Here is a 24,016-nt window from a genome sequence, read left to right as displayed (position 1 = left end):
CGGCGGCTAGTCGTCGAGGGGGGACAGCACCGATCGGAGCAGGCCCGCCAGTGCCTGGCGGTCCTTGCGGGTGAGGCCGGCCAGCAGGGACTCCTCGTAGCTGAGGAGGGCCGCCAGCGCGGCGTCGACGCGCTCGCGCCCCTCGGGGGTGAGGCGCACCAGCACCCCGCGCTTGTCGGCGGGGTCGGGGCCGCGGCGGACCAGGCCGGCGGCGGCCAGCCGGTCGATGCGGTTGGTCATGGTTCCGGAGGTGACCAGCGTGGCTCGCAGCAGCCGCCCGGGGCTGAGCTCGTAGGGCGGGCCCGAGCGGCGCAGTTCGGCCAGGACGTCGAACTCCCAGGGCTCCAGCTCGTGCTCGGTGAAGACGGCGCGGCGCGCGCGGTCCAGGTGCCGGGCCAGTCGGGAGACCCGGCTGAGCACCTGAAGGGGCTCGATGTCGAGATCGGGGCGCTCGGCGCGCCACGCCTCGACCAGACCGTCGACCTCATCACGCATGCGCTCAGCATATCTCTTGATATCAAGATAGCCACGGCCCCGTGCGGAAGCGGGGTGCCTCCGCACGGGGCCGTGCAGTGGACCGGTCGGCGCCGGCCGCCCGGTCCGGGCGGACACCCACGGTCCGGCTGGTCCTGTTCAAGAAGTCGGGTGGTACCCGGCGGGTTCCTGGGAAGCAGCGCCCCCGCCGTTCTCGGGCACGGACCTAGCCGTCTCCCCGCCCGCGCCGGCCGTGGTCGAGCCGGGGCCGGGACTCCAGGTTGGACAGCCCGTTCCAGGCCAGGTTGACCAGGTGGGCGGCCACGATCTCGCGTTTGGGCTTGCGGACCTCCAGCCACCACTGGCCGGTCAGGGCCACCATGCCCACCAGCGACTGCGCGTACATCGGGGCGAGCTTGGGATCGTAGCCGCGGGCGCGGAACTCCTCGGCCAGGATGTGCTCGACCTGTGTTGCGATGTCGCTGATCAGGCTGGCGAAGCTGCCGGTGCCCGAGGCGGCGTGGGAGTCGCGCGCCAGGATGCGGAAGCCCTGGCTGTACTCCTCGACGTAGCGCAGCAGCGCCAGGGCCGCGTTCTCGATCTTGCCGCGCGGGGTGTCCGCGGTCAGCGAGTCGGCGATCATACCCAGCAGAGTCTGCATCTCGCGGTCGACGACGACCGCGTAGACGCCCTCTTTACCGCCGAAGTGCTCGTAGACGACGGGCTTGGACACGCCCGCCCGCGCCGCGATCTCCTCGACCGACGTGGCGTCGAAGCCGCGCTCGGCGAAGAGCTCGCGTCCGATGTCCAGGAGCTGCTCCCGGCGCTGTTTGCCGGTCATGCGCCTGCGGCGCGACCGTGTCTGCTGCTCGCTCTCGCTGACCGCTCCCATGATGGAAACTCACTCTAACTGTCAGCGCCGACGCGTTTGGCGGCCAGGCGCTCGGTGTTGGGCCACCGGACCTTGCTCGCCCAGCCGAGCTTCTCGAAGATCCAGATGACGCGTGCGGAGATGTCGATCTGGCCCTTGAGCACGCCGTGCCGCGCGCAGGTGGGGTCGGCGTGGTGCAGGTTGTGCCAGGACTCGCCGAAGGACGGGATGGCCAGCCACCACACGTTGCGCGAGCGGTCGCGGACCTCGAAGTTCTCCTCGCCGATGGTGTGGCAGATGGAGTTGATCGACCAGGTGACGTGGTGCAGCAGCGCGACCCGCACCAGGCCGGCCCAGAAGAACGCGGTGAGCGCGCCCCACCAGGACATGGTGGCCAGGCCGCCGATCAGCGCGGGGCCCAGCAGCGAGAACGCCACGATCGGGCCGAACCAGTTGTCGACGCGGCGGATGTCGCGGTCCTTGAGCAGGTCGGGCGCGAACCGCTTGGGCGAGGTCTTCTCCTCGTCGAGGTAGAGCCAGGCCATGTGCGCGTAGTACAGGCCCTTGGCCACCGAGCGCCAGTCGTCGCCGAAGCGCCACGGGGAGTGCGGGTCGCCCTCGGCGTCGGCGTACTTGTGGTGGCGCCGGTGGTCGGCCACCCACTTGATGACGGCGCCCTGGATGGCCAGGCTCCCGGCGATCGCCAGCGCGATGCGCAGCGGGCGGTTGGCCTTGAAGGAGCCGTGGGTGAAGTGCCGGTGGTAGCCGACCGTGATCCCCAGGCCGCTGACGATGTAGAAGGCCGCGCCGATCGCGATGTCGGTCAGCGTGAGCCCCCACCCCCAAGCGAAGGGCACGGCCGCGGCCAGCGCCAGGAGCGGGATGAAGACGAACGCGAAGACCGTGTAGCGCTCGACCCTGCCGCGGCCCTCGGGGTCGAGTTCGGGTTCGGGCGTGCGCTTGGTCGCCTGAGTGGGCGTCATCTCCGGTGCTGCGGTCATATGTCCACCTTGTTCGTGGGCCTTACTGCGGAAATCGGCGCGGAGTGGATCCCCGGCCGCACGACCGCAGGTCGTTCACCGGAACCCCTAACCTTCACCTACGTAACCGTAACCTACGGCCTCGTAAGTTCCAAGGAAAGCCGGGAACCGATCGCGGCCCCGCCGCCGAGCACAGGCGCGGATGTGCCGACGCGGCGGCGGAGCCGCTATCGTTGGCCTGCGGGCCGCGTCGCCCTCCGCAGGCGGCGGCACCGTCCATCCCGGGTGGTCTAATGGCAGGACACAGGCTTTTGGTGCCTTGAGGTGAGGGTTCGAATCCTTCCCCGGGAGCCGTGCTAGGGCAGGGGCCGCACGCCGCGGCCGCGGCGGTCCCCGCCGCTGAGACGCCGTGCCGCCGGGATCCCCGGCGCTCATCGGGTATGTCACACCCGCCGCTGCGCCGCGCCCCCCGGCACAGCGCCGAACGCACCCGCCGCACCGGGCTCGGCGGCGCGGTGCGCGCCCTGTGACGCGCGGCGCGGGTGCGACCTCCGCAGCCGCGCCGAACAAGGGCCACATGTATCCTTCCCATGTCGGCCCTGCACGTGCTGTTCGCGATTCCGTCAGGTGCCGTCAGCCGAACGGACACGTCGCGTCTACCCCGCCTCGCCCGCGGGGGCTCGGGCCGCGCCGCGTCCGCGCCACCCGCCCGCGCCGCCGCCGGCGCGGGGATCATCCGCATCCGCCAGCGACATGAGGAGTCTCCGCCAGTGAGCGTGAGCCGTCCGGCTGCCGTCATCGTCCTAGCGGCGGGCGAGGGCACCCGAATGAAGTCCCGGCTTCCCAAGGTCCTGCACGAGATCTGCGGCCGCAGCATGCTCGGCCACGTGCTGGCCGCGGCCGACGAGCTCGGGCCCGAGCGCACCGTCGTGGTCGTCGGGCACGCCCGCGAGCGGGTCGTCCAGCACCTCAAGGACACCGCGCCCGCCGTCTCCACCGCCGTCCAGGAGCAGCAGAACGGCACCGGCCACGCCGTTCGCATGGCCGTGGAGGAACTGGCCGCCCAGGGCGTCTCCCTATCGGGAACCGTGGTCCTGGCCTACGGCGACACGCCGCTGCTGCGCGGGCGCACCCTCGCCGACCTGGTCGAGGCCCACGAGTCCGCCGGCAACGCCGTCACCGTGCTCTCCGCCGAGGTGCCCGAGCCCGCCGGCTACGGCCGGGTCCTGCGCGACGCCTCCGGGGAGTTCACCTCCATCGTCGAGCACGCCGACGCCACCGCCGAGCAGCGGGCCGTCGACGAGATCAACTCCGGCATGTACGCCTTCGACGGCGCGCACCTTGCCTCGGTCGTGCAGCGCCTGTCCACCGACAACGCCAAGGGCGAGGAGTACATCACCGACGCCGTGGCGATCCTGCGCGGCGACGGCCACCGCGTCGGCGCCTCGCTCGCCCGCGAATGGACCGAGATCCAGGGCGTCAACGACCGCCTCCAGCTGGCCGAGGCGCGGCGGCTGCTCAACGACCGGCTGCTGGCCGAGCACATGCGCGCCGGGGTCACCATCGTCGACCCCGCCTCGACCTGGATCGACGCCGAAGTCGAGATCGGCCCCGACTCCGTCGTGGAGCCGCAGACCCAGTTGCTGGGCCGCACCAGCGTCGACGAGGGCGCGGTGGTGGGACCGGGCTGCCGCCTCGACACCACGCGGGTCGGCGCCGAGGCCGTCGTGCGCCACGTGGTCGCCGACGACGCCGAGATCGGCCCCGGCGCCTCTATCGGCCCCTACGCCTATCTGCGCCCCGGCACCGTCATCGAGCCGGGCGCGAAGATCGGTGCGTTCGTCGAGGTGAAGAACTCCGTCGTCGGCGAAGGCTCCAAGGTTCCGCACCTGACCTACGTGGGCGACGCCGACATCGGCGCGGGCGTCAACATCGGCGCCTCCTCGGTGTTCGTCAACTACAACGGTGTCAGCAAGAACCGCACCACCATCGGCGATCACGCCCGGACCGGCAGCGACAACACCTTCGTCGCGCCCGTGCACGTGGGCGACGGTGCCTACACCGGTGCCGGCACCGTGGTCCGCGAAGACGTCCCGCCCGGTGCGCTGGCGGTCTCGGCCGGAAAGCAGCGCAACATCGAGGGCTGGGTCGGGCGCAAGCGCCCCGGCACGGCCGCCGCCGAGGCGGCCGAACGGGCGCAGGGCGGGCGGTCCGAGCCCGCCGAGCGCCGCGATGAAGAGTGACTGCGTCAGTGTCTGTGGGGGATCTCTGAAGTGACCGGCATGAAGGCCGCGGGTCAGAAGAAGCTCATGCTGTTCGGGGGGCGCACGCACCCCGAACTGGCGGAGCAGGTGGCCGATCAGCTCGGCATCGAGGTCGCGCCGACGAAGTTCCAGGACTTCGCCAACGGCGAGATCTTCGTGCGCTACCTGGAGTCGGTGCGCGGGTGCGACGCCTTCGTGCTGCAGTGCCACTCCGACCCGATCAACGAGTCGATCATGGAGCAGCTGATCATGGTCGACGCTCTCAAGCGGGCCTCGGCCAAGCGCATCTCCGTCGTGACCCCGTTCCTGGGCTATGCCCGCCAGGACAAGAAGCACCGCGGCCGCGAGCCCATATCGGCGCGGCTGATGACCGACCTGTTCCGCACCGCGGGCGCCAACCGGCTGATGGCGGTCGATCTGCACACCGACCAGATCCAGGGCTTCTTCGACGGTCCGGTTGACCACCTCTTCGCGCTGCCGCTGCTGGCCGACTACGTGCAGTCGCGGGTGAGCGGGACCGAGGCGACGGTCGTCTCGCCCGACGCCGGCCGGGTGCGCACCGCCGACCGCTGGGCAGACCGGATGGGCGCGCCGCTGGCGATCATCCACAAGCGGCGCGACCCCGACGAGGCCAACGAGGTCAAGGTGCACGAGGTGGTCGGCCAGGTGCGCGACCGCACCTGCGTGCTGGTCGACGACATGATCGACACGGCGGGGACCATCGTCAAGGCGGCCGACGCGCTGTTCGAGCAGGGCGCCCGCGAGGTCATCGCGGCGGCCACGCACGGCGTGCTGTCGGGCCCGGCCGCCGAGCGGCTGCAGAACTCGCGCATCTCCGAGGTGGTGACCACCAACTCGCTGCCGGTGCCCAAGGACCGCCAGTTCGAGAAGCTCACCCAGCTGTCCATCGCCCCGCTGCTGGCGCGCGCCATCAGCGAGGTCTTCAGCGACGGTTCGGTCACGAGCCTGTTCGAGGGCTGAGGCGCCCGTTTCGGCGGGCGCGCCGGTCGCGCCCGCCGCCCGCGGTCCGAGGGGCCCGGCGGAGCCATTAGACTGGGTCGGGTGTCCCCAGCTCCCGCTGGAACGGGTTGGCATCAACGGACATGTGGCCGCACCGCCGCGGCCGGTGCGGCGCCGTCGGCGAGTATTCGCGCCCGGGCGGGTGCGCTCCACGCGGTCCGCTCCCGCCGTCGGCAGGCAGCGCCCTGAGGACGTCGCCGTCTACGCGGGAGCCGTTTTTACAGAAGTCGTGTTCCCCGCCCAGCGGGGACGATCCCGAGGAGTTTTGTCGTGTCCGAGGTACGCATCGCTGCCGAGCCGCGCACGGAATTCGGCAAGGGCGCCGCACGGCGCGTCCGCCGCGCGGGTAAGGTGCCGGCCGTCCTCTACGGCCACGGCACCGACCCTCGCCACATCACCCTGCCGGGCCACGAGCTGATGCTGGCCCTGAAGACCCCGAACGTGCTCCTGCGCGTCGACGGCCTCTCCGGCTCCGACAACCTGGCGCTGCCCAAGAGCGTCCAGCGCGACCCGATCAAGGGCTTCCTGGAGCACGTCGACCTGATCGTGGTGAAGAAGGGCGAGAAGGTCAACGTCGAGATCTCGGTGACGCTGACCGGCGACATCGCGCCGGGCGGCGTGCTCTACCAGGAGCTGGTCACCGTCGAGGTCCAGACCGAGGCCACCCACATCCCCGAGGGCGTCGAGCACAGCGTCGAGGGCCTGGAGGTGGGTGCCCACGTCACGGCCGGCGACCTGAACCTGCCGCGGGGCACCGAGCTGGTGACCGACCCCGAGGCCACCGTGCTGACGATCGCCCCCGAGCGCAGCGACGAGGAGGTCGAGGCGCTGGAGACGGCCGAGGCCGACGTCGCCGCTGAGGCGGCCGAGGAAGCCGCCGAAGAGGCGGGCCAGGCCGAGGAGCACGGCGGGTCCGGCGAGGGCGAGTCCTCCTCCTCGCAGTAGGCGACCGGCGGCCGGCCGGTGCGCCCGCTCGGAGCGGGCGCACCGGCCGACCCGGTGCGCCGTGCGCCCGCGGGCGCACGGCGCGCGACCCCAGGAACGGATGGCGGACGGCGATGCGCGCTCTCCTGCGGCGGATCCTGCCCGGCGGCGCGGCGCCGTCCTCCGGCGCGGCCGCGGATCCCGCGGCGGCGCCGGCCGAGAATCGGAGCGGTGAGGTGGCCCCGGTCGAGACGGAGCGGTGGCTGGTGGTGGGGCTGGGCAATCCGGGCCCCTCCTACGCCGGCAACCGGCACAACATCGGCTTCATGGTCGCCGACGCCCTGGCCGAGCGCGGCGGGCAGCGGTTCAAGGCCCACAAGTCCCGCGCCGAGGTCGCCGAGACCCGGATCCAGGGCGTGCCAGCCGTCCTGGCCAAGCCGCGCTCCTACATGAACCTCTCCGGCGGGCCCGTCGCGGCGCTCAGCCGCTTCTACAAGGTGCCCCTGGAGCGCATCCTCGTCGTCCACGACGAACTGGACATCCCCTTCGGCGCGCTGCGGCTCAAGCGCGGAGGCGGCGCGGGCGGGCACAACGGCCTGCGCTCGATCACCTCCTCGCTGTCCGACCCCGGCTACCTGCGGGTGCGCGTGGGCGTGGGCCGCCCGCCCGGCCGGATGGACGCGGCCGCCTACGTGCTCAAGGACTTCTCCGCCGCCGAGCGCAAGGACCTGGGCGTGGTCGTCGAACGCGCGGCCGACGCGGCCGGGACCGTCCTCACCGACGGCCTGGAGAAGGCGCAGAACACCTTCCACTCCGCGGCCTGATCCCAGCGGCGAGTGGGAGGCGGCGCCTGCGGCAACGGGTTCTGGAGTTCCCGGTCCGCGGGTTCCGTACCATGGTCGCCAGGGCGGAGCCCCCACGGGGCGGCGACCCGGACGTCCAGATCCTGTGGAAGACATGGTCAGCAGTTGTCCGCGGAGCGGGAGCGTACTAAGGCCGGTGAGCAGCATCCGAAACGATCACGAAGTGGCGCGCGACCTGGCGACCGAGGCGGGGCAGCAGTTGCTCCGGCTGCGGGCCCGGCAGGGATTCGACGAGCCCGAGGTCCTGCGCACACTCGGCGACCGCACGTCGCACGAGTTCCTCTTCTCCAGTCTGGGCCGCCTGCGCCCCAGCGACGCCGTCCTCTCCGAGGAGGGCGCCGACGACAAGGCGCGGCTGAGCGCCCGGCGGGTGTGGATCATCGACCCGCTCGACGGCACCCGGGAGTTCGCCGAGTCGGGCCGCACCGACTGGGCGGTGCACGTGGCGCTGTGGGAGAACGGAGAGCTCGCGGCGGGCGCGGTGTCGCTGCCCGCCCAGGGCACCACGGTCTCCACGGTCGACCCCCCGTGGCTGCCCGACGAGCGTCCCACCGAGCAGCGGTTGCGCATCACCACCAGCCGCACGCGGCCGCCGGAGTTCGTGCAGCGCCTGGCCACCCAGCTGGGTGCCGAGATCGTTCCCATGGGCTCGGCCGGCGCCAAGATCTGCGCGGTGCTGCTGGGCATCGCCGACATCTACGTGCACGCCGGCGGGCAGTACGAGTGGGACAGCGCCGCCCCGGTGGCGGTGGCGCACGCGGCGGGGCTGCACACCTCGCGTATCGACGGCAGTGAGCTGTCCTACAACAGGACCGATCCCTCGCTCCCGGATATCCTTGTCTGCCGTCCCGAATTGTCGAATATGTTGTTGGCTAGTATCCGCGGCGTTGCCGAACGCGACGGCGCGGACCCACACGCGGCGGGTTGAGTCCACAACCGCCCCTCGTGGGCGTCCTAGGAGCGTGAGGCGGGTTCATGAGTCAGGCCAGTACGGCACCGCTCGGCAGGTACCAGCTGTCCCAGCTGGACTTCCTGGAGGCCGAGGCGATCTACATCATGCGCGAGGTGGCCGCCGAGTTCGAGCGGCCCGTGCTGCTCTTCTCGGGCGGTAAGGACTCCCTCGTCATGCTGCGGCTCGCCGAGAAGGCCTTCTGGCCGGGCGCGATCCCCTTCCCGGTGATGCACGTCGACACCGGGCACAACTTCCCCGAGGTGATGGAGTTCCGCGACCGCCGCCTCGCGGAGGCGGGCGTGCGGCTCGTGGTCGCCTCGGTGCAGGAGCAGATCGACGCGGGCAAGGTCGTCGAGCCCACGGGCCGCTGGGCCAGCCGCAACCGGCTGCAGACCGCGGCGCTGCTGGAGGCCATGGAGGAGCACGGCTTCACGGCCGCGTTCGGCGGTGCCCGGCGCGACGAGGAGAAGGCCCGCGCCAAGGAGCGCGTGTTCTCCTTCCGCGACGAGTTCGGGCAGTGGGACCCCAAGCAGCAGCGCCCCGAGCTGTGGAACGTGTACAACACCATGATCAACCCGGGCGAGCACATCCGGGTGTTCCCGCTGTCCAACTGGACCGAGCTGGACGTGTGGGGCTACATCGCCCGCGAGCAGCTCGAACTGCCCGCGATCTACTACTCGCACCAGCGCACGGTCTTCGAGCGCGACGGGATCCTGCTCTCCGACAGCCCCTACATCAACCGCGGCGAGGACGAGGAGCTGTTCGAGGCCACCGTCCGCTACCGCACCGTGGGCGACATGACCTGCACCGGAGCGGTACGCTCCTCGGCCACGACGCTGGAGGAGATCATGGCCGAGATCGCCGCCACCCGGATCACCGAGCGCGGGCAGACCCGCGCCGACGACCGCTCCAGCGAGGCGGCCATGGAAGACCGCAAGCGCGAGGGCTACTTCTAAAGCCCCCTGCCTCCTGTCCCACACCCTTGGAACGCGTGCATATGAGTACAGACATTCTGCGGTTCGCCACGGCCGGCTCCGTCGACGACGGAAAGTCCACCCTGATCGGCCGCCTCCTGTTCGACTCCAAGTCGATCTTCGAGGACCAGCTCGACGCCGTGGAGCGCACCAGCCGCGGCCGCGGCGAGGAGCAGACCAACCTGGCGCTGCTCACCGACGGCCTGCGCGCCGAGCGCGAGCAGGGCATCACCATCGACGTCGCCTACCGCTACTTCGCGACGCCGCGGCGGACCTTCATCATCGCCGACACTCCCGGGCACATCCAGTACACCCGCAACATGGTCACCGGGGCATCGACCTCCGACCTGGCGGTCATCCTGGTCGACGCGCGCAAGGGCCTGCAGGAGCAGAGCCGCCGCCACGCCTTCCTGACCACCCTGCTGCAGGTGCCGCACCTGGTGGTGGCGGTCAACAAGATGGACCTCGTCGACTACTCCCAGGAGCGCTTCGAGGAGATCAAGCAGGAGTTCACGGCGTTCGCCACCAAGCTGGACGTCAACGACCTCACCTTCATCCCGATCTCCGCGCTGCACGGCGACAACGTGGTGGACCGCTCCATCAACATGCCCTGGTACGACGGCTCGTCGCTGCTGCACCACCTGGAGAACGTGCACATCGCCTCCGACCGGAACCTGATCGACGCCCGGTTCCCGGTGCAGTACGTCATCCGGCCGCAGCGCGCCGCCGACCCCGAGCTGCACGACTACCGCGGCTACGCGGGGACGGTCGCGGGCGGCGTGTTCAAGGCGGGCGACGAGGTCATGCACCTCCCCTCGGGGCTGACCACCCGCATCGCCAAGATCCTCACCGCCGACGGCGAGTTGGACGAGGTCTTCCCGCCGATGTCGGTGACCATGCTGCTCGAGGACGAGATCGACATCTCGCGCGGCGACATGCTGTGCCGGCCCAACAACCAGCCCGAGGTCTCCCAGGACATCGAGGCGATGGTCTGCTGGATGGCCGAGAGCCGCAAGCTGACGCCGCGCTCCCGGCTGGTCGTCAAGCACACCACCCGCACAGCCAAGGCGGTGGTGCGCGACGTGCGCTACCGGCTGGACGTCAACACGCTGCACCGCGACGAGGACGCCTCCGACCTCGCGCTGAACGAGATCGGGCGGGTGAGCCTGCGCGCCACCCAGCCGCTGTTCGCCGACGAGTACAAGGACAACCGGCTGACCGGCGGCTTCATCCTGATCGAAGAGGGCACCAACACCACCGTCGGTGCCGGGATGATCGTCCGGGCGGAGTGATCCGGCGCGGGGGCGCGGCGGTCACGCGGGGTCTGCGATCTCGCGGGCGGCGCGGTCCCGCAGTCCGGCCAGGGCCGGCAGCAGCCAGTCGTCGACGGCCGCCGGGCTCCCGCCGGCCTCGGCCTGCCGGTCGTGCAGGTAGCGCGTGGCCAGGTCGATCAGGTAGAGGGCCATGACCGCGGCCTCGGTGCCGGGCAGCAGGCCGGTGCCGGCGATCAGCGGGTCGCGCAGCAGGCGCGCCCCGGTGTCCAGCCAGCGGTGCACGCCGGGGTGCACGCCGCTCTGCACGCACTCGTTGAGCTCGTAGTGGAGCGCGTCGAAGCCGACGGGGACGCCGAAGGCGAGCCGCTCCCAATCCCACACGAACGCGCGCCGCGGCGTACCGGCGATGTTCCACCGGGTGAGGTCGCCGTGCCAGGCGCCGAAGGGCAGCCGGACATCGGGTAGCGCGTCCAGCGACGCGCGCAGCGGCGCGCTTTCGGGCCGCTCGCCCAGTGCGGCGATCCGATCGGCCAGCGCCGACCGGTACGGGCTCTGCGACAGCGGCAGTACCCGCACGGGCTCCAGGGCGCTGATCTGCACCACGCAGCGCAGCAGCTGGCGCCGTGTGGGCCGGTCGGTCTGGCGGCCGACCGGGAGCGGGTCCTGCACCAGCAGCGGGTGGCCGTTCCACTCGCCCTCGTGCAGCAGCCGGGGCACGGTGATGTCGGGCAGGCGGGACTCGGCCAGCAGGGCCAGTGCGCGGGTCTCGGCGCGCACCAGGCGGGAGGTGAGCTCGTTGACGCCGAGCTTGGCGTAGCCCACCGACCGCCCCGCCGGGGTGAGCACCAGCAGCACCGGTTTGCGGTTGGCCCGCGGCGGGCCGATGTGCACGGCGATGACGACCCGGCGCTCCAGCGCCTCCGACAGCTCGTGTTCGATGGTGCGGCCCGGGCCCACGTGCAGCCGGTCGCGCAGCAGCAGCGGCGCCAGCCCGCTCGCGAAGGCCGCGGTTAGCCCGGCCGCGCGCAGGCGATCGCGCAGCGAGTGCCGCTGAGCGAAGGCGGCGACGCCCCGGGCGGCGGCGTAGCGGTTGGCGGCCGGCAGGATCACCCGCGGATTGTGCGCGGAGGGGACGGGCAGGTACTCGCGGACGTCCCCGTCGCCCGCCGGAGAGGCTTCGCGGCGGAGGGTCCGCGCCTCGCCGCGCCCCAGCAGTCCGCCGCAAGGCCACAGCACCTCGGCGAGGCCGGTCAGATACGTCGTCTCGCCGTTCAACAGTCACCCCCCGAGTACTCAGCGTAGTCGTCGGGGAGGTGTCGGCGGCGGATCCACACGCGCCGCCGCCGATCGTGCCGCCGGGCGCACGCGAGCGACCGCCCGGCCCTCTGCCCGGCGGCCCGGCCCCGGCCGATCGCGCGGGCCGCTCTCCGGCGGGGCTCAGGCCGAGGCGGCCGCCCCCTTCTTCGCGGGCTCCAGCACGGCCTCGACGAGCTCCTGGCACCAGGTCAGCAGCTCCAGGTCGCGCAGCTGGCGGCCGCCCAGCCCGCCGGCCTTGGGCGCCGGCACGAGCAGGGTCTGCGCAGGCTCCTTGTAGACCGCCTTGGGGTAGAGCCGCCGCAGCCGCAGCCGCTGGGACTCGCGCAGCTCGACCGGCGCGAACCGGATCTGGCTGCCCTGCAGTACGACGTCGGTGAGCCCGGCGCTCTTGGCCAGCACCCGGAACCGGGCGACGGCCAGCAGGTTGTCCACCGCCTCGGGCGGCGGGCCGTACCGGTCGGCCAGCTCCTCGCGCGCGGCGGCGATGTCGGCCTCGCTGCCGACGCCGGCGATGCGCTTGTAGGCCTGCAGCCGCAGCCGCTCGCCGGGCACGTAGTCATGCGGGATGTGGGCGTCGATGGGCAGCTCGACCTTGGTCTCGGCCTCCTCGCCCGCGCCCGCCTCGGCGCCGCCCTTGAGCTCGCGAACGGCCTCGCCGACCATGCGCACGTACAGGTCGAACCCGACGCCGGCGATGCTGCCGGACTGCTCGGCGCCCAGGATGTTGCCGGCGCCGCGGATCTCCAGGTCCTTCATGGCGACGTACATGCCCGCGCCCGTCTCGGTGTGCTGGGAGACCGTGGCCAGCCGCTCGTAGGCGGTCTCGCTCAGCGGCTTCTCGGGCGGGTACAGGAAATAGGCGTAGGCGCGCTCGCGGCCCCGGCCCACGCGCCCGCGCAGCTGGTGCAACTGGGACAGGCCGTAGGTGTCGGCGCGGTCGACGATGAGGGTGTTGGCGTTGGGCACGTCCAGGCCGGACTCCACGATCGTGGTGCAGACCAGGACGTCGTAGTTCTTCTCCCAGAAGTCGATCATCACGCGTTCGAGCTGCTGCTCGTTCATCTGCCCGTGGGCATAGGCCACCCGGGCCTCGGGCACCAGCCGTGAGACCGACGCCGCGACCTTGTCGATCGAGGCCACCCGGTTGTGCACGAAGAACACCTGGCCCTCGCGCATCAGCTCGCGGCGGATGGCGGCGGCGATCTGCTTCTCCTCATAGGGCCCGACGAAGGTGAGCACCGGGTGGCGCTCCTCGGGCGGGGTGAGGATGGTGGTCATCTCCCGGATGCCGGTCATGCCCATCTCCAGCGTGCGCGGGATGGGCGTGGCCGACATCGCCAGCACGTCGACCTGCGTGCGCAGCCGCTTCAGGGTCTCCTTGTGCTCGACGCCGAAGCGCTGCTCCTCGTCGATGATGATCAGGCCCAGGTTCTTGAACTTGGTCTCGCTGGAGAGCAGCCGGTGGGTGCCGATCACGACGTCGATCTCGCCCTTGCGCAGCCCCTCGCGGGTGGCCTCGACCTCGCCGTCGGTCTGGAAGCGCGACATGGCCCGGACGGTCACCGGGAAGGAGGCGTAGCGCTCGGAGAAGGTGGACATGTGCTGCTGGACCAGCAGGGTGGTGGGCACCAGCACGGCCACCTGCTTGCCGTCCTGCACCGCCTTGAAGGCGGCGCGCACCGCGACCTCGGTCTTGCCGTATCCGACGTCGCCGCAGATGAGCCGGTCCATCGGAACCGGCTTCTCCATGTCCTGCTTGACCTCCTCGATCGCGGCGAGCTGGTCGGGGGTCTCGACGTAGGGGAAGGCGTCCTCCAGCTCGCGCTGCCAGGGGGTGTCGGGGCTGAACGCGTGTCCCGGCGAGGCCTGGCGGGCGCTGTAGAGCCGGATCAGGTCGCCGGCGATCTCGCGGACGGCCTTGCGGGCGCGGCTCTTGGTCTTGGCCCAGTCGGCGCCGCCCATCTTGGACAGGGTGGGCGCCTCGCCGCCGACGTAGCGGGTGACCTCGTCGAGCTGGTCGGTGGGCACGAACAGCCGGTCGCCGGGCTGGCCCCGCTTGGTGGGGGCGTACTCGATGACCAGGTAGTCGCGGGTGGCGCCTTGGATGTTGCGGCTGACCATCTCGATGTAGCGGCCCACGCCGTGCTGCTCGTGGACCACGTAGTCGCCCGACTTCAGCTGCAGCGGGTCGACGGTGCCGCGGCGCCTGCTGGGCATGCGGCGCATGTCGCGGGTGGAGGAGCGCTGCCCGGCGAGGTCGGTCTCGGTCAGCACCACCAGGCGCACCGAGCGCCATACGAACCCGTGCTCGATCACTCCGGTGGTGACCGTGGCCACGGCCGGCTCGGGCGCGGCGTCCAGCGCCGGGCGCAGCTGCGCGCCCAGCCCGGCGTCGCGCAGCATGGACACCAGCCGCTCGGCGGGGCCGTGGCCCGGAGTCAGCAGCACCACGCGCCAGCTGTCGTGCAGCCAGGACTTCACGTCGGCCAGCGCGCGCTCGGTGTCGCCGCGATAGGTGTCGGCGGCCGCGGCGCCCAGCTCCAGCTCGGTGCCGCCGCCGGTGTCGTCGTCGGCGGCGTCCTCGGGGGCGGTCGCGGCGGCGCCGGAGTCGAACGGCGAGATGGACCACCAGGGCAGGCCGCGCGCGTCGGCGTCGGCGCGCACCTCGGCGATGGACTTGTAGGCCGAGCCGCCCAGGTCGATGGGTGCCTCGCCGCCCGATGCGGCGCTGATCCAGGAGGCGTCCAGGAACTCGCGGCTGGTGGCCTCCAGCTCCAGGGCGCGGGTGCGGATGCGCTCGGGATCGCAGCCGACGATGTGCGCGCCTTCGGGCAGGTAGTCGAACAGCGGCTCCATCCCGTCGGCGAGCACCGGCGCGAAGGCCTCCATGCCCTCGACCGAGACGCCGTCGGCGAGCTTGTCCAGCACCTCGGCCAGGGCCGGGTACTGCTGGGCGAGCTCGCGGGCGCGCTCGCGCACCCGCTCGGTCAGCAGCAGCTCGCGGCACGGCGGAGCGAACAGCCCGGAGGCGGCCTCGGCCTGGGCGCCCTCGCCGATCGAGCGCTGGTCGGCCACCTGGAAGTAGCGGATCTCCTCGATCTGGTCGCCCCAGAACTCCAGGCGCAGCGGGTGCTCCTCGGTGGGCGGGAACACGTCGAGGATCCCGCCGCGCACGGCGAGGTCGCCGCGCTTCTCGACCAGGTCGACGCGGGCGTAGCCGGCGTCGACCAGCGACTGCACCAGCTCCTCCAGCTCGACCTCGTCGCCCGGGCGCACGCGCACCGGGGTCAGCTCGCCGAGCCCCGCCACCAGCGGCTGCAGAACGCTGCGTACCGGTGCCACCACGACACGCAGCGGTGCGGTCAGCGGGTCGGCGGGATCGGGGTGGGCCAGGCGTCGCAGCACGGCGAGCCGCTGGCCGACAGTGTCGGAGCGGGGCGAGAGCCGCTCGTGCGGCAGGGTCTCCCAGGCGGGGAAGAGCGCCACCGAATTCTCCGGCAGCAGCGTGCCCAGCGCCTCGGCGAGGTCGCCGGCCTCGCGCTCGGTCGCGGTGACCGCCAGCACCGGCCGCCCCGCGCCCTCAGGGGCATCGGCGGCCAGCGCCGCGATCACGAGCGGGCGCAGCGACGGCGGCGCGACGAGGTCGAGCCGGGGGTCGTGGCCGGCGCGGGCGGTCTCGACCGCCCGGCCGAGAGCGGGGTCCTCGGCGACGACCGCGAGCAGCCCGGACAGGGCGCCGCCGGAGGCGTGCGCGTCGAGGGCGCCGGGAGGCGCCGGGGTGCCGCCGCCACCTGGGGCGGCGGAGGACTGGGCGTTGTCGCCACGCGAAGCGTGGCCCTTGTGGGCGTCGGCGGGCGACGGGCGGGAAGGGCTCATATCACCAGAGGGAAGGCTGAGACAGGGTTTCGGCCGTGCTGTGCTTCGCGGCGCGCGGCCGTCGTGCGGCGCGCGGTCGGGGGAGCGGGCGCCCGGCGGGTCCGGCGGCCGGCCGCGGCGCACCGGCTGCGCGCCGTCGCTGCCGGATCCCCGGCCCGCGGATCGGCGGGCTGCTCCCCGTGGGCAAGCCTACGCCGCCCGCCGTCCGCGGGTGCACGGAGTGGCGTATCCGGGGTGTGTCCCAGGTCATGTCCCTCCTTCGCCCCGGGCGGCAGGCGGCGCCAGCGGGCGGAGCGCCGGCGCGTGCTTGGCGGGGTGAGCGGTCGGATCGGGCGGGCTGCCGGGGGCGCCGAACGGCTTCCGGCGCGGTGCCCGGGCGCGGCGCGGACGCGTCCCGCCGAGGCGGCCGGTGCGGCTTTCGCGACGTCACCTCTGGTAACGCCCTGCCCTCCCGGGGTGTTCCCGGGCGCGCCTGCGGCCGCGGCCGGAGCGGTGCCGGGTCTTGCGCCCGCACCGGGCGTGCCGGTGACCGGGTACCGGCGAATACGCTGTTGCGCAGGAAGTGGATGGCAGCAGAGGCGAGCATGTCGGGGAGGCCGGGTTGAGCGACAGCAGGGACCGCAGCGGGCACGAGGCGGCACCGGTGTTCGCGCCCGATCCGGTGAGCCTGGCCCACCTGGAGCTGATCCTGAGCGGCGCCTACCCCCTGGCCGGGTTCATGACCCGCGAGGCGACCGCCGGCGTCGTCAAGCACGGCCGGTTGCCCGACGGCTCACCGTGGCCGGTACCGGTCACCCTCCCGGTGCCCGACGAGCTCGCCGACGCCGACCGCCTGGTCCTGACCGATCCCGAGGGGGCTCCGCTGGCCGAGCTGAGCGTCGGTCAGCGCTGGTGGTCCGGTTCCGAGGGCGACGCCGACGACGCGGGCGCGCCCGGTCACCGCCTGGCCGGGGAGGTCCGCATCGTCCAGCCGCCCGTCTACGGCGCGCTGCGCCATCTGCGCCTGTCCCCCGAGCAGTTCCGGGGTCAGCGCGAATTCGCCGGCGACGGCGGGGCACCGGTGCTGGCCGTGGTCACCGGCCGGCCGCTGCACCACCGCGAGCTGCACCAGATCCGCGCGGCGGCCGACGAGCTCAGCGGCGAACACCGGGCCGAGGTGCTGGTGATCATCGACGCCCCGCTGGAGAGCGCGGGCATGGCGCCGGTGGTGCTGGCCGCCGAGCCGCTGCTGCCCGCCCCGGCCCGGTTCGTCGTGGTGAGCCTGCCGGGCGCCTGCTCCGAGGACTCCACCGCGCTGTCCCGTCAGCGCCGCGACCTGCTGCGCGCCCACGTCGCCCGGTCCTACGGGGCCACGCGCCTGCTCGTCGTCGACGGACCCGGCTCCGCGGCGGCCGAGCCCGCCGCCGAGGACGCGCCGATCCCGATCGTGCGGGCCCCGGAGTGGGTCTACGACACCACCGAGGACCTGTGGCGGCCGGCCGGCGAGGCGGCCCCGGAGGCGGCCGCCGCACTGCCGGGCGAGGCCGAGGTCGAGGAGATGCTGGCGCTGGGGCGCGGGCTGCCCGCCTGGTTCACTCCGGCGCGGGTGGCCGCGGAGCTGGCGCGCATCCGGCCGCCGCGCACCGAGCGCGGCCTCACCGTGTTCTTCACCGGGCTCTCGGGCTCGGGCAAGTCCACGATCGCCCGCGGCGTGGCCGAGGGCATCCGCCGGTCGGGGCGCACGCTGACCCTGCTCGACGGGGACGTGGTGCGCCGCATGCTCTCGGCGGGCCTGACGTTCTCGCGCGCCGACCGCGACCTCAACGTCCGGCGGATCGGCTACGTGGCCGCCGAGATCACCCGCCACGGCGGCGTCGCCGTCTGCGCGCCCATCGCCCCCTACGACGCCACGCGCGCCGAGGTCCGCGCGATGGTCGAGGAGGTCGGCGACTTCTTCCTGGTCCACGTGGCGACACCGCTGGAGGTGTGCGAGGCCCGCGACCGCAAGGGCCTCTACGCCAAGGCCCGCGCCGGCGAGATCCCCGAGTTCACCGGGATCTCCGACCCCTACGAGGAGCCCCGCGACGCCGAGCTGGTGCTCGACACCGCGGACCGCTCCATCGGCGAGTCGGTCGCCCAGGTGCTGGAGGCGCTGCGCGCGGGCGGCTGGCTGCCCGCCGAGTCGGCCTGAGGGCCCGATCGCAGGAACGCGCGCACCGGCGGCGGGGTGAGCGGCTCCGTGCGCCGGGCGGCGGTGGTGGGGGCCGACAGGCAGGAGCGGAAAGGGGATGCCGATGAGTACGGACGGCGGGGCCGGCGGCCGGGCCGAGGGCGCCGGGGGCGACCGGGTGCGGGGCAGCCGGGTCCTCGACCTGGTCGAGGTGATGGACGTGCTGCGGCGCGAGTGCCCGTGGGACGCCGCCCAGACCCATTCCTCGCTGGCCAAGTACCTCATCGAGGAGGCCTACGAGACGCTGGAGACCATCGAGCAGGGCGACCTCGACACGCTGTGCGAGGAGCTGGGCGACGTGCTGCTGCAGGTCGTCTTCCACGCCCGCGTGGCCGAGGACCGCGGCGCCGACGGGTTCACCGTCGACGACGTCGCCGCCGCCATCGTCGACAAGCTCACGCGGCGCCACCCGCATGTCTTCGGCGGGGTCGAGGTGGAGGGCGCCGACGAGGTCCGGGCGAACTGGGAGACGATCAAGGCGGCCGAGCGCGCCGAGAAGGGCGGCGGCGACTCGGTCCTGGAAGGGGTCCCCTTCGGCCAGCCCGCCGCCCTGCTCGCCTACGAGCTGCAGAAGCGCGCCGCGCGCAACGGCGTTCCCGAGGACCTGATCGGCGACGACGGCCAGGGCGGCGGCGCGCTCTTCGCCGGTGTCGCCGAGGAGCGCCGGGGCGGCGCCGATCCCGAGCTGGACCTGCGCGCGGCGGCGCGGCGCTTCGACGCGCGCGTGCGCGCGGCCGAGGCCCGAGCACGGTCCGAGGGGCGCGACCCGCGCTCCCTCACCCCCGAGCAGTGGCGGGCCTACTGGGACGGCTGAGCGCCTCACCGCGGCCCGAGCAGGGGCGGGCCCGCCCGGTGGGCGGTGTCGGGCATCCCGGCGGAGTCGCGGGCGGGCGCGGCGGGGCTGGGGCGGCGGGCGGCGTCGCTGAGCCGCAGCCACAGCCCCACGATCATCCACGTCGACACCAGCGAGGACCCGCCCGCCGACAGGAACGGCGTGGTCATGCCCGTCATCGGGATCAGCCGCGTCACCCCGCCCATCACCACGAACGTCTGGAAGGACAGCAGGAACGCGCTGCCCGACGCGGTGAGTTTGGCGAAGACGTCGCGCGAGGCCAGGGCGGTGCGGTAGCCGCGCTCGGTGAAGAGGACCAGCAGGAGGGACACGGCCGTCAGCCCGACCAGCCCGAACTTCTCGCCGATGGAGATGAGGATCAGGTCGCTGTCGGAGGCGAAGAGGGTGTCGGTGCGGCCCTGTCCGAACCCGGTGCCGGTCAGGCCGCCGTCGGCCAGCGCGAACAGGCCCTGCACCAGCTGCCGGCTGCCGCCGACGGCCCGGTAGACCTCCGGGTCGAAGGGGTCGAGCCAGATGGTGACGCGCTGGCGCACGTGCCAGAAGACCGCCCACGCCACCGCGGCCCCCGCCGTGAACATGGCCAGGCCGATGCCCACCCAGGACTTGCGCCGCGTGGCGACGTAGAGCATGGCCAAGAAGACGCTGAACAGCACGAGGGAGGTGCCCAGGTCCCGGGTGCCCACCAGCAGCAGGATGGCCACGGCCCACGCCGCGGTCATGGGTCCCAGATCGCGCATGCGCGGCAGGCTGAAGACCTTCACCGGTCCCACCCGCAGCTGGCGGGCCGCCAGCGCCAGGGCGTCGCGCTTGTGGCCGAGGTAGCCGGCCAGGAAGACGATCAGCAGGATGCGGGCGAACTCCGAGGGCTGCACGGTGTAGCCGCCGAACCCGATCCAGCGCCGGGCGCCGAAGACCTCGATGCCGATCCCCGGCAGCATCGGCAGCATGATCAGCGCGAGCCCGGCGGTCAGGGTCAGGTAGCGGTAGCGCTGCAGGCGCGGGGGACGGCGCACCGCGGCCAGGACGGCGGCGCAGGCGGCCGTGCCCAGCGCCGTCCACAGCAGCTGCCGGTCCGATTCGGCCGGGCCGTCGCCCGCGGCGGTGTGCAGGCCCCAGATCATGGTCAGGCCGATGCCGTTGAGCACGGTGGCCAGCGGCAGGATCAGGGGGTCGGACCAGGGGGCCAGAAAGCGCACGGCGATGTGGGCGGCGGTGGCCAGCCCGCCGAAGACGCAGGTGTAGAGGGGGAACCGCGCGGGGATGCGCCCCTCGGTCTGCAGGCCCGCCAGGCACAGGCTCAGCGCGAACACGCCGACCGCGAAGAGGGTCATCGCCAGCTCGGCGTTGCGGCGCCGGGCCGGGACGCTCGGCCGGGGAGCGTTCGCGCCGGATGCGAGTGTGGCCATTTCCGTCTCGCCTCGGACTCCTGGAACTGACTCGACAGTCGCCGGTGGGTCCCGCTCCGCGCGCCGGCGGCAGGACGAATGCCGCGGGGTGAGCGGGGCGGCGGGTCGCGAGGGACGGGCACCGGTCGGTGCGGATGGTTCAGGGCACTATAGGCGGACGCGGGTCCGCTGCCCCGCGGCAGGGAGCGGAAACTCGGCTTCGGGTTCCGCCGCGGCGGCACGCCCCCTCCTCGGACCGCCGCCCTGCTGCGCCGGGCCTGCCGCTTCGGGTCAGTCCGCGGCTTGGGCCGCGGCGAAGTGCTCGGGCGCGGTGGCCGCGAGCCGGCGCTCCCGCCGCTCCGCGAAGTGGGCGCGCAGCGACCACGCGACGGCACCCGCCCACACCAGCGCCACCAGGATGTAGACGGCCAGGGAGACGCCGGCGGAAGCGCCGACGGCGTCGCTGGTCAGCAGTACGCGGGTGTTGGTGAAGATGATCAGGCCGCCCACGGTCGAGCCGAGCATGCGCGCCGGGACCCGGCTGGCCAGCCACGCGGCGAGGGGCGCGGCCAGCAGGCCGCCCAGCAGCAGCACCGCCACCCAGGTGATCTTGATGCCGCCCAGGCCCAGACCCAGCGCGAACCCGATGCTGCCGGCGATCACCACCGCCGATTCGCCCACGCTGATGGAGCCGATGACCTTGCGCGGTTCCAGCCGCCCGCTGGCCAGCAGCGCCGAGGTGCCCACGGGGCCCCAGCCGCCGCCTCCGGTGGAGTTCATGAACCCGGCGAACAGCCCGACCGGGGCGAGGAAGCCGGCTCGCAGGGGGCGGCTGAGGTCGGGGTGGGGCAGTTCGCGGAAGGTGAATCGAGCCAGCAGGTAGCCGCCCAGGATGAGCAGGATCGTCGACATCAGCGGGCCGGCCGCCTCGGTGGAGAGCCGGCTGAGGAAGACCGCGCCGACGAAGGCGCCCAGGGCGCCGGGCACGGCGATGCGCCACACCACCGCCCAGTCGACGTTGCCGAACCGCCAGTGGGCGAACCCCGAGGCGATCTGGGAGCCCACCTGGGAGAGGTTGACGGTGGCGGAGGCCAGCGCCGGGGCCGTGCCGATCGCCAGCAGGGCGCTGGTGGTGCTGATGCCGTAGCCCATGCCCAGGCTGCCGTTGATGAGCTGCGCCAGGAGGCCGACGAAACCCAGGAGGACGAGGGTCTGCATAGCGGGCGGCCTTCCAGGTCCGGGTGTGAGAGCAACACCTCTATTTATACCTCTTTAGTAGGGATATGCGCCACGCATCCGCAGAAGGGCTGTCCGAGCGTGTTCCTCCCGGCCGATCCGGCGGGCGTGTCGCGGTCCGCTGCACCGGTCGTACCCGGTGAGGAGGCCGCGGGGCGGCCGTCCGGTGTGGACTAGACCAATTTCCGGCGGCGGGCACGACCCCGCCGCCCCCTACTCGCTAGGGTGGCGGGTGGACGGGCGCCGTACGCGCCGCGCACCGCGGGCGCCGCTGGAACGGGCGGCCGGCGGCACCGGCGGGCGCCCGCCGCACACGCCCGCGGCTCGGGCGGATCGCAACGGGGCGCGGGTGGGGCGCCAGGAGGCCGCACCTGCCATGTCCCATCCGCGTAAGGCTTGAGCCGGGTCCGCACGCGAAACGAAGGAGTTGCAACGTTGTCGTCGATCGAGGCAGTGCAGGCGAGGGAGATCCTCGACTCCCGCGGTAACCCCACGGTCGAGGTCGAGGTCCTCCTCGACGACGGGACCACCGCTCGCGCGGCGGTTCCCAGCGGCGCGTCGACCGGGCAGTTCGAGGCGGTCGAGCTGCGCGACGGCGGCGACCGCTTCGGCGGCAAGGGCGTCGAGAAGGCGGTGACCGCCGTCAACGACGACATCGCCGACGAGCTCATCGGTTTCGCGCCCGAGGAGCAGCGGCTCATCGACCGCTCGCTGATCGAGCTGGACGGCACCCCCGGCAAGTCCCGGCTGGGCGCCAACGCCATCCTCGGCGCGTCGCTGGCCACGGCCCACGCCGCCGCCGACAGCTCGGGTCTGCCCCTGTTCCGCTACATCGGCGGCCCCAACGCCCACGTGCTGCCGGTGCCGATGATGAACATCCTCAACGGGGGCGCCCACGCCGACACCAACGTCGACATCCAGGAGTTCATGATCGCGCCGGTGGGCGCGGCGAGCTTCCGCGAGGCCGTCCGCTGGGGCGCGGAGATCTACCAGGCGCTGAAGTCGGTGCTCAAGGCGCACGGCCTGGGCACGGGTGTGGGCGACGAGGGCGGGTTCGCCCCCAGCCTCGACAACAACCGCGCGGCGCTGGACCTCATCATCGAGGCCGTCCAGAAGGCCGGCTACACCCCGGGCCGCGACATCGCCCTGGCCCTGGACGTCGCCGCCACCGAGTTCTGCACCGACGGCGTCTACAACTTCGAGGGCAAGTCCCGCAGCGCCGAGGACATGGCCGCCTACTACAGCGACCTGGCCGACGCCTACCCGCTGGTCTCCATCGAGGACCCGCTGGACGAGGACGACTGGGACGGCTGGGCGAAGCTGACCTCCACCCTGGGCGCGCGCCTGCAGATCGTGGGCGACGACCTGTTCGTCACCAACCCCGAGCGCCTGCAGCGCGGCATCTCCGCGGGAGCGGCCAACTCGCTGCTGGTCAAGGTCAACCAGATCGGCACGCTCACCGAGACCCTGGACGCCGTCTCGCTGGCACAGCGCAGCGGCTACACCGCGATGATCTCGCACCGCTCCGGCGAGACCGAGGACACCACCATCGCCGACATCGCGGTCGCCACGAACGCCGGGCAGATCAAGACCGGCGCTCCCGCACGCAGCGAGCGCGTCGCCAAGTACAACCAGCTGCTGCGCATCGAGGAGGAGCTGGACGACGCCGCCCTCTACGCCGGCGTGTCGGCCTTCCCCCGCTTCCGCCCGCAGGGCTAGCCTGACGGCTTATGCCCGAGGTGCCGGAGGACCCCAGGCGGCCGCGCCCCGCGAAGGCGCGGCCGCCGTCCTCTGGCGCCTCGGGCGGCGACCGCGGCGGGCAGCGGCGCACGGTCGGCGCCGGCACGGGCAAGGCGGCAGCGGCGGGCACGGCCGCCAAGGGCAAGCGCGACTCGGCGGTGGTCCCGATCGACTCCGCCCCCTCGTCCAAGGGCCGCGGCGGCGCGGCCAAGAGCGGTGGGACCAAGACCGGCGGCGTGACTAAGACCGGCGGGACCAAGACGGGTGCCCGAAGCGGTGCCCCGGCCAAGGCCGCCTCCCGGACCGACCGCGGCGGCGGATCGGATTCGGGCTTCCGCCCGCCCGGCGGGCGGGGCGGCGGCCCGGCGGGATCCGGGGGGACCGGGGCCGGCGGCGGACGCACCCGTCCCGCACTGACCAGCCGCGCCGCGATCCTCGCCCTGGTGATCTGCGTGATCGCGCTCAGCCTGGCCTACCCGCTGCGGGAGTACCTGGCCCAGCGGGCCCGCATCGCCGAGCTGCGCGAAGAGCAGGCGCAGACCGAGCAGGCCGTCAACGAGCTGCAGCAGCGCCGCGAGGAGCTGCAGGACCCCGCCTACATCGAGCGCGAGGCCCGCACACGCCTGCACTACCAGTATCCGGGCGAGCGCGCCTACGTCGTCGTCTCCGACGAGGACGAGAAGGACGCCGGCGCCGACGCCGAGTCCACCGAGCCGTGGTTCACCCGGCTGTGGAAGTCGGTGCTGGAAGCCGACCGGCCGCAGGAGGCCCAGCAGATCCCCGAGGCGGAGCCGACCGGCTGAG

The 24,016-nt window shown here is 73.0% G+C and carries 18 protein-coding genes and 1 tRNA gene; 12 read left to right on the top strand and 7 right to left on the bottom strand.

Translation table 11 applies throughout. The annotated features are described in order from the left end of the window. Positions 1 to 6: 6 nt before the first annotated feature. From FZ103_RS14140 to FZ103_RS14130, 3 genes are all read right to left on the bottom strand, one after another. Positions 7 to 495, bottom strand: coding sequence for a MarR family winged helix-turn-helix transcriptional regulator (locus FZ103_RS14140; RefSeq protein WP_156001608.1), 489 nt, complete (start codon positions 493 to 495; stop codon positions 7 to 9). A gap of 205 nt (positions 496 to 700) precedes the next feature. Continuing rightward, positions 701 to 1,366 (bottom strand): TetR/AcrR family transcriptional regulator, encoded by a 666-nt coding sequence (locus FZ103_RS14135; RefSeq protein WP_156001607.1) that lies wholly within the window; start codon positions 1,364 to 1,366, stop codon positions 701 to 703. Between the two features lie 14 nt (positions 1,367 to 1,380). Further along, positions 1,381 to 2,346 (bottom strand): acyl-CoA desaturase, encoded by a 966-nt coding sequence (locus FZ103_RS14130; protein ID WP_156001606.1) that lies wholly within the window; start codon positions 2,344 to 2,346, stop codon positions 1,381 to 1,383. 258 nt (positions 2,347 to 2,604) lie between these two features. Here FZ103_RS14130 and FZ103_RS14125 point away from each other — a divergent pair. The 8 genes from FZ103_RS14125 to cysN all read left to right on the top strand — a co-directional run bounded on the left by FZ103_RS14125 (position 2,605) and on the right by cysN (position 10,614). Continuing rightward, a tRNA-Gln gene (locus tag FZ103_RS14125) sits at positions 2,605 to 2,676 on the top strand. A gap of 419 nt (positions 2,677 to 3,095) precedes the next feature. Then, positions 3,096 to 4,568, top strand: a complete 1,473-nt coding sequence (gene glmU, locus FZ103_RS14120; protein WP_186356287.1) for a bifunctional UDP-N-acetylglucosamine diphosphorylase/glucosamine-1-phosphate N-acetyltransferase GlmU — start codon at positions 3,096 to 3,098, stop codon at positions 4,566 to 4,568. Between the two features lie 30 nt (positions 4,569 to 4,598). Next, entirely contained in the window at positions 4,599 to 5,570 is a 972-nt protein-coding gene (locus tag FZ103_RS14115; protein WP_186356286.1) for a ribose-phosphate diphosphokinase, read from the top strand. Positions 5,571 to 5,879: 309 nt separating this feature from the next. Further along, positions 5,880 to 6,554, top strand: a complete 675-nt coding sequence (locus FZ103_RS14110; RefSeq protein WP_186356285.1) for a 50S ribosomal protein L25/general stress protein Ctc — start codon at positions 5,880 to 5,882, stop codon at positions 6,552 to 6,554. Between the two features lie 113 nt (positions 6,555 to 6,667). Further along, positions 6,668 to 7,357, top strand: a complete 690-nt coding sequence (pth, locus tag FZ103_RS14105) for an aminoacyl-tRNA hydrolase (protein ID WP_156001604.1) — start codon at positions 6,668 to 6,670, stop codon at positions 7,355 to 7,357. A gap of 175 nt (positions 7,358 to 7,532) precedes the next feature. Further along, positions 7,533 to 8,324 (top strand): 3'(2'),5'-bisphosphate nucleotidase CysQ, encoded by a 792-nt coding sequence (locus FZ103_RS14100; RefSeq protein ID WP_343233524.1) that lies wholly within the window; start codon positions 7,533 to 7,535, stop codon positions 8,322 to 8,324. A gap of 47 nt (positions 8,325 to 8,371) precedes the next feature. Further along, positions 8,372 to 9,304 (top strand): sulfate adenylyltransferase subunit CysD, encoded by a 933-nt coding sequence (gene cysD / locus FZ103_RS14095; RefSeq protein WP_156001602.1) that lies wholly within the window; start codon positions 8,372 to 8,374, stop codon positions 9,302 to 9,304. Between the two features lie 41 nt (positions 9,305 to 9,345). After that, positions 9,346 to 10,614, top strand: coding sequence for a sulfate adenylyltransferase subunit CysN (cysN, locus tag FZ103_RS14090; protein WP_156001601.1), 1,269 nt, complete (start codon positions 9,346 to 9,348; stop codon positions 10,612 to 10,614). Between the two features lie 21 nt (positions 10,615 to 10,635). On the opposite strand, the gene FZ103_RS14085 is transcribed toward cysN, so the two are convergent. Then, entirely contained in the window at positions 10,636 to 11,871 is a 1,236-nt protein-coding gene (locus FZ103_RS14085) for a phosphotransferase (RefSeq protein WP_156001600.1), read from the bottom strand. A gap of 162 nt (positions 11,872 to 12,033) precedes the next feature. Next, positions 12,034 to 15,789 carry a transcription-repair coupling factor gene (gene mfd, locus FZ103_RS14080; protein WP_156001599.1) on the bottom strand — a complete coding sequence of 1,252 codons (3,756 nt, stop codon included), beginning with the start codon at positions 15,787 to 15,789 and terminating at the stop codon, positions 12,034 to 12,036. Between the two features lie 601 nt (positions 15,790 to 16,390). On the opposite strand from mfd, the gene cysC reads away from it, so the two are divergent. Both cysC and FZ103_RS14070 read left to right on the top strand, forming a co-directional pair. Next, positions 16,391 to 17,959, top strand: coding sequence for an adenylyl-sulfate kinase (gene cysC, locus FZ103_RS14075; protein WP_255429973.1), 1,569 nt, complete (start codon positions 16,391 to 16,393; stop codon positions 17,957 to 17,959). Between the two features lie 103 nt (positions 17,960 to 18,062). Continuing rightward, positions 18,063 to 18,812, top strand: coding sequence for a MazG family protein (locus tag FZ103_RS14070; RefSeq protein WP_156001598.1), 750 nt, complete (start codon positions 18,063 to 18,065; stop codon positions 18,810 to 18,812). 5 nt (positions 18,813 to 18,817) lie between these two features. Here the strand turns inward: FZ103_RS14070 and FZ103_RS14065 are convergent, their stop codons facing one another. Together FZ103_RS14065 and FZ103_RS14060 are read right to left on the bottom strand one after the other, a co-directional pair. Beyond that, positions 18,818 to 20,257 carry an FtsW/RodA/SpoVE family cell cycle protein gene (locus FZ103_RS14065; RefSeq protein ID WP_156001597.1) on the bottom strand — a complete coding sequence of 480 codons (1,440 nt, stop codon included), beginning with the start codon at positions 20,255 to 20,257 and terminating at the stop codon, positions 18,818 to 18,820. 270 nt (positions 20,258 to 20,527) lie between these two features. Continuing rightward, the gene (locus FZ103_RS14060; protein WP_156001596.1) at positions 20,528 to 21,454 is read right to left on the bottom strand and encodes a sulfite exporter TauE/SafE family protein; all 927 of its coding nucleotides are present in this window, start codon (positions 21,452 to 21,454) and stop codon (positions 20,528 to 20,530) included. A gap of 453 nt (positions 21,455 to 21,907) precedes the next feature. Here FZ103_RS14060 and eno point away from each other — a divergent pair, with 453 nt between their 5' ends. Together eno and FZ103_RS26060 are read left to right on the top strand one after the other, a co-directional pair. Beyond that, entirely contained in the window at positions 21,908 to 23,191 is a 1,284-nt protein-coding gene (gene eno / locus FZ103_RS14055; protein WP_156001595.1) for a phosphopyruvate hydratase, read from the top strand. 11 nt (positions 23,192 to 23,202) lie between these two features. Next, entirely contained in the window at positions 23,203 to 24,015 is an 813-nt protein-coding gene (locus FZ103_RS26060) for a septum formation initiator family protein (RefSeq protein WP_156001594.1), read from the top strand. The last annotated feature ends 1 nt before the right edge of the window (position 24,016 follow it).

It is taken from the genome of Streptomonospora sp. PA3 (genome assembly GCF_009728995.1).
Classification (GTDB): domain Bacteria; phylum Actinomycetota; class Actinomycetes; order Streptosporangiales; family Streptosporangiaceae; genus Streptomonospora.
This window is presented reverse-complemented; position numbering and strand designations above follow the sequence as displayed.

Bases quoted from the DNA above. Each gene is read 5' to 3' on its own strand.
- FZ103_RS14070 (WP_156001598.1), top strand. From the start codon at position 18,063: ATGAGTACGGACGGCGGGGCCGGCGGCCGGGCCGAGGGCGCCGGGGGC.
- cysD (WP_156001602.1), top strand. From the start codon at position 8,372: ATGAGTCAGGCCAGTACGGCACCGCTCGGCAGGTACCAGCTGTCCCAG.
- FZ103_RS14130 (WP_156001606.1), bottom strand. From the start codon at position 2,346: ATGACCGCAGCACCGGAGATGACGCCCACTCAGGCGACCAAGCGCACG.
- mfd (WP_156001599.1), bottom strand. From the start codon at position 15,789: ATGAGCCCTTCCCGCCCGTCGCCCGCCGACGCCCACAAGGGCCACGCT.
- FZ103_RS14065 (WP_156001597.1), bottom strand. From the start codon at position 20,257: ATGGCCACACTCGCATCCGGCGCGAACGCTCCCCGGCCGAGCGTCCCG.
- pth (WP_156001604.1), top strand. From the start codon at position 6,668: ATGCGCGCTCTCCTGCGGCGGATCCTGCCCGGCGGCGCGGCGCCGTCC.
- FZ103_RS14135 (WP_156001607.1), bottom strand. From the start codon at position 1,366: ATGGGAGCGGTCAGCGAGAGCGAGCAGCAGACACGGTCGCGCCGCAGG.
- FZ103_RS14140 (WP_156001608.1), bottom strand. From the start codon at position 495: ATGCGTGATGAGGTCGACGGTCTGGTCGAGGCGTGGCGCGCCGAGCGC.
- FZ103_RS26060 (WP_156001594.1), top strand. From the start codon at position 23,203: ATGCCCGAGGTGCCGGAGGACCCCAGGCGGCCGCGCCCCGCGAAGGCG.
- FZ103_RS14060 (WP_156001596.1), bottom strand. From the start codon at position 21,454: ATGCAGACCCTCGTCCTCCTGGGTTTCGTCGGCCTCCTGGCGCAGCTC.
- cysN (WP_156001601.1), top strand. From the start codon at position 9,346: ATGAGTACAGACATTCTGCGGTTCGCCACGGCCGGCTCCGTCGACGAC.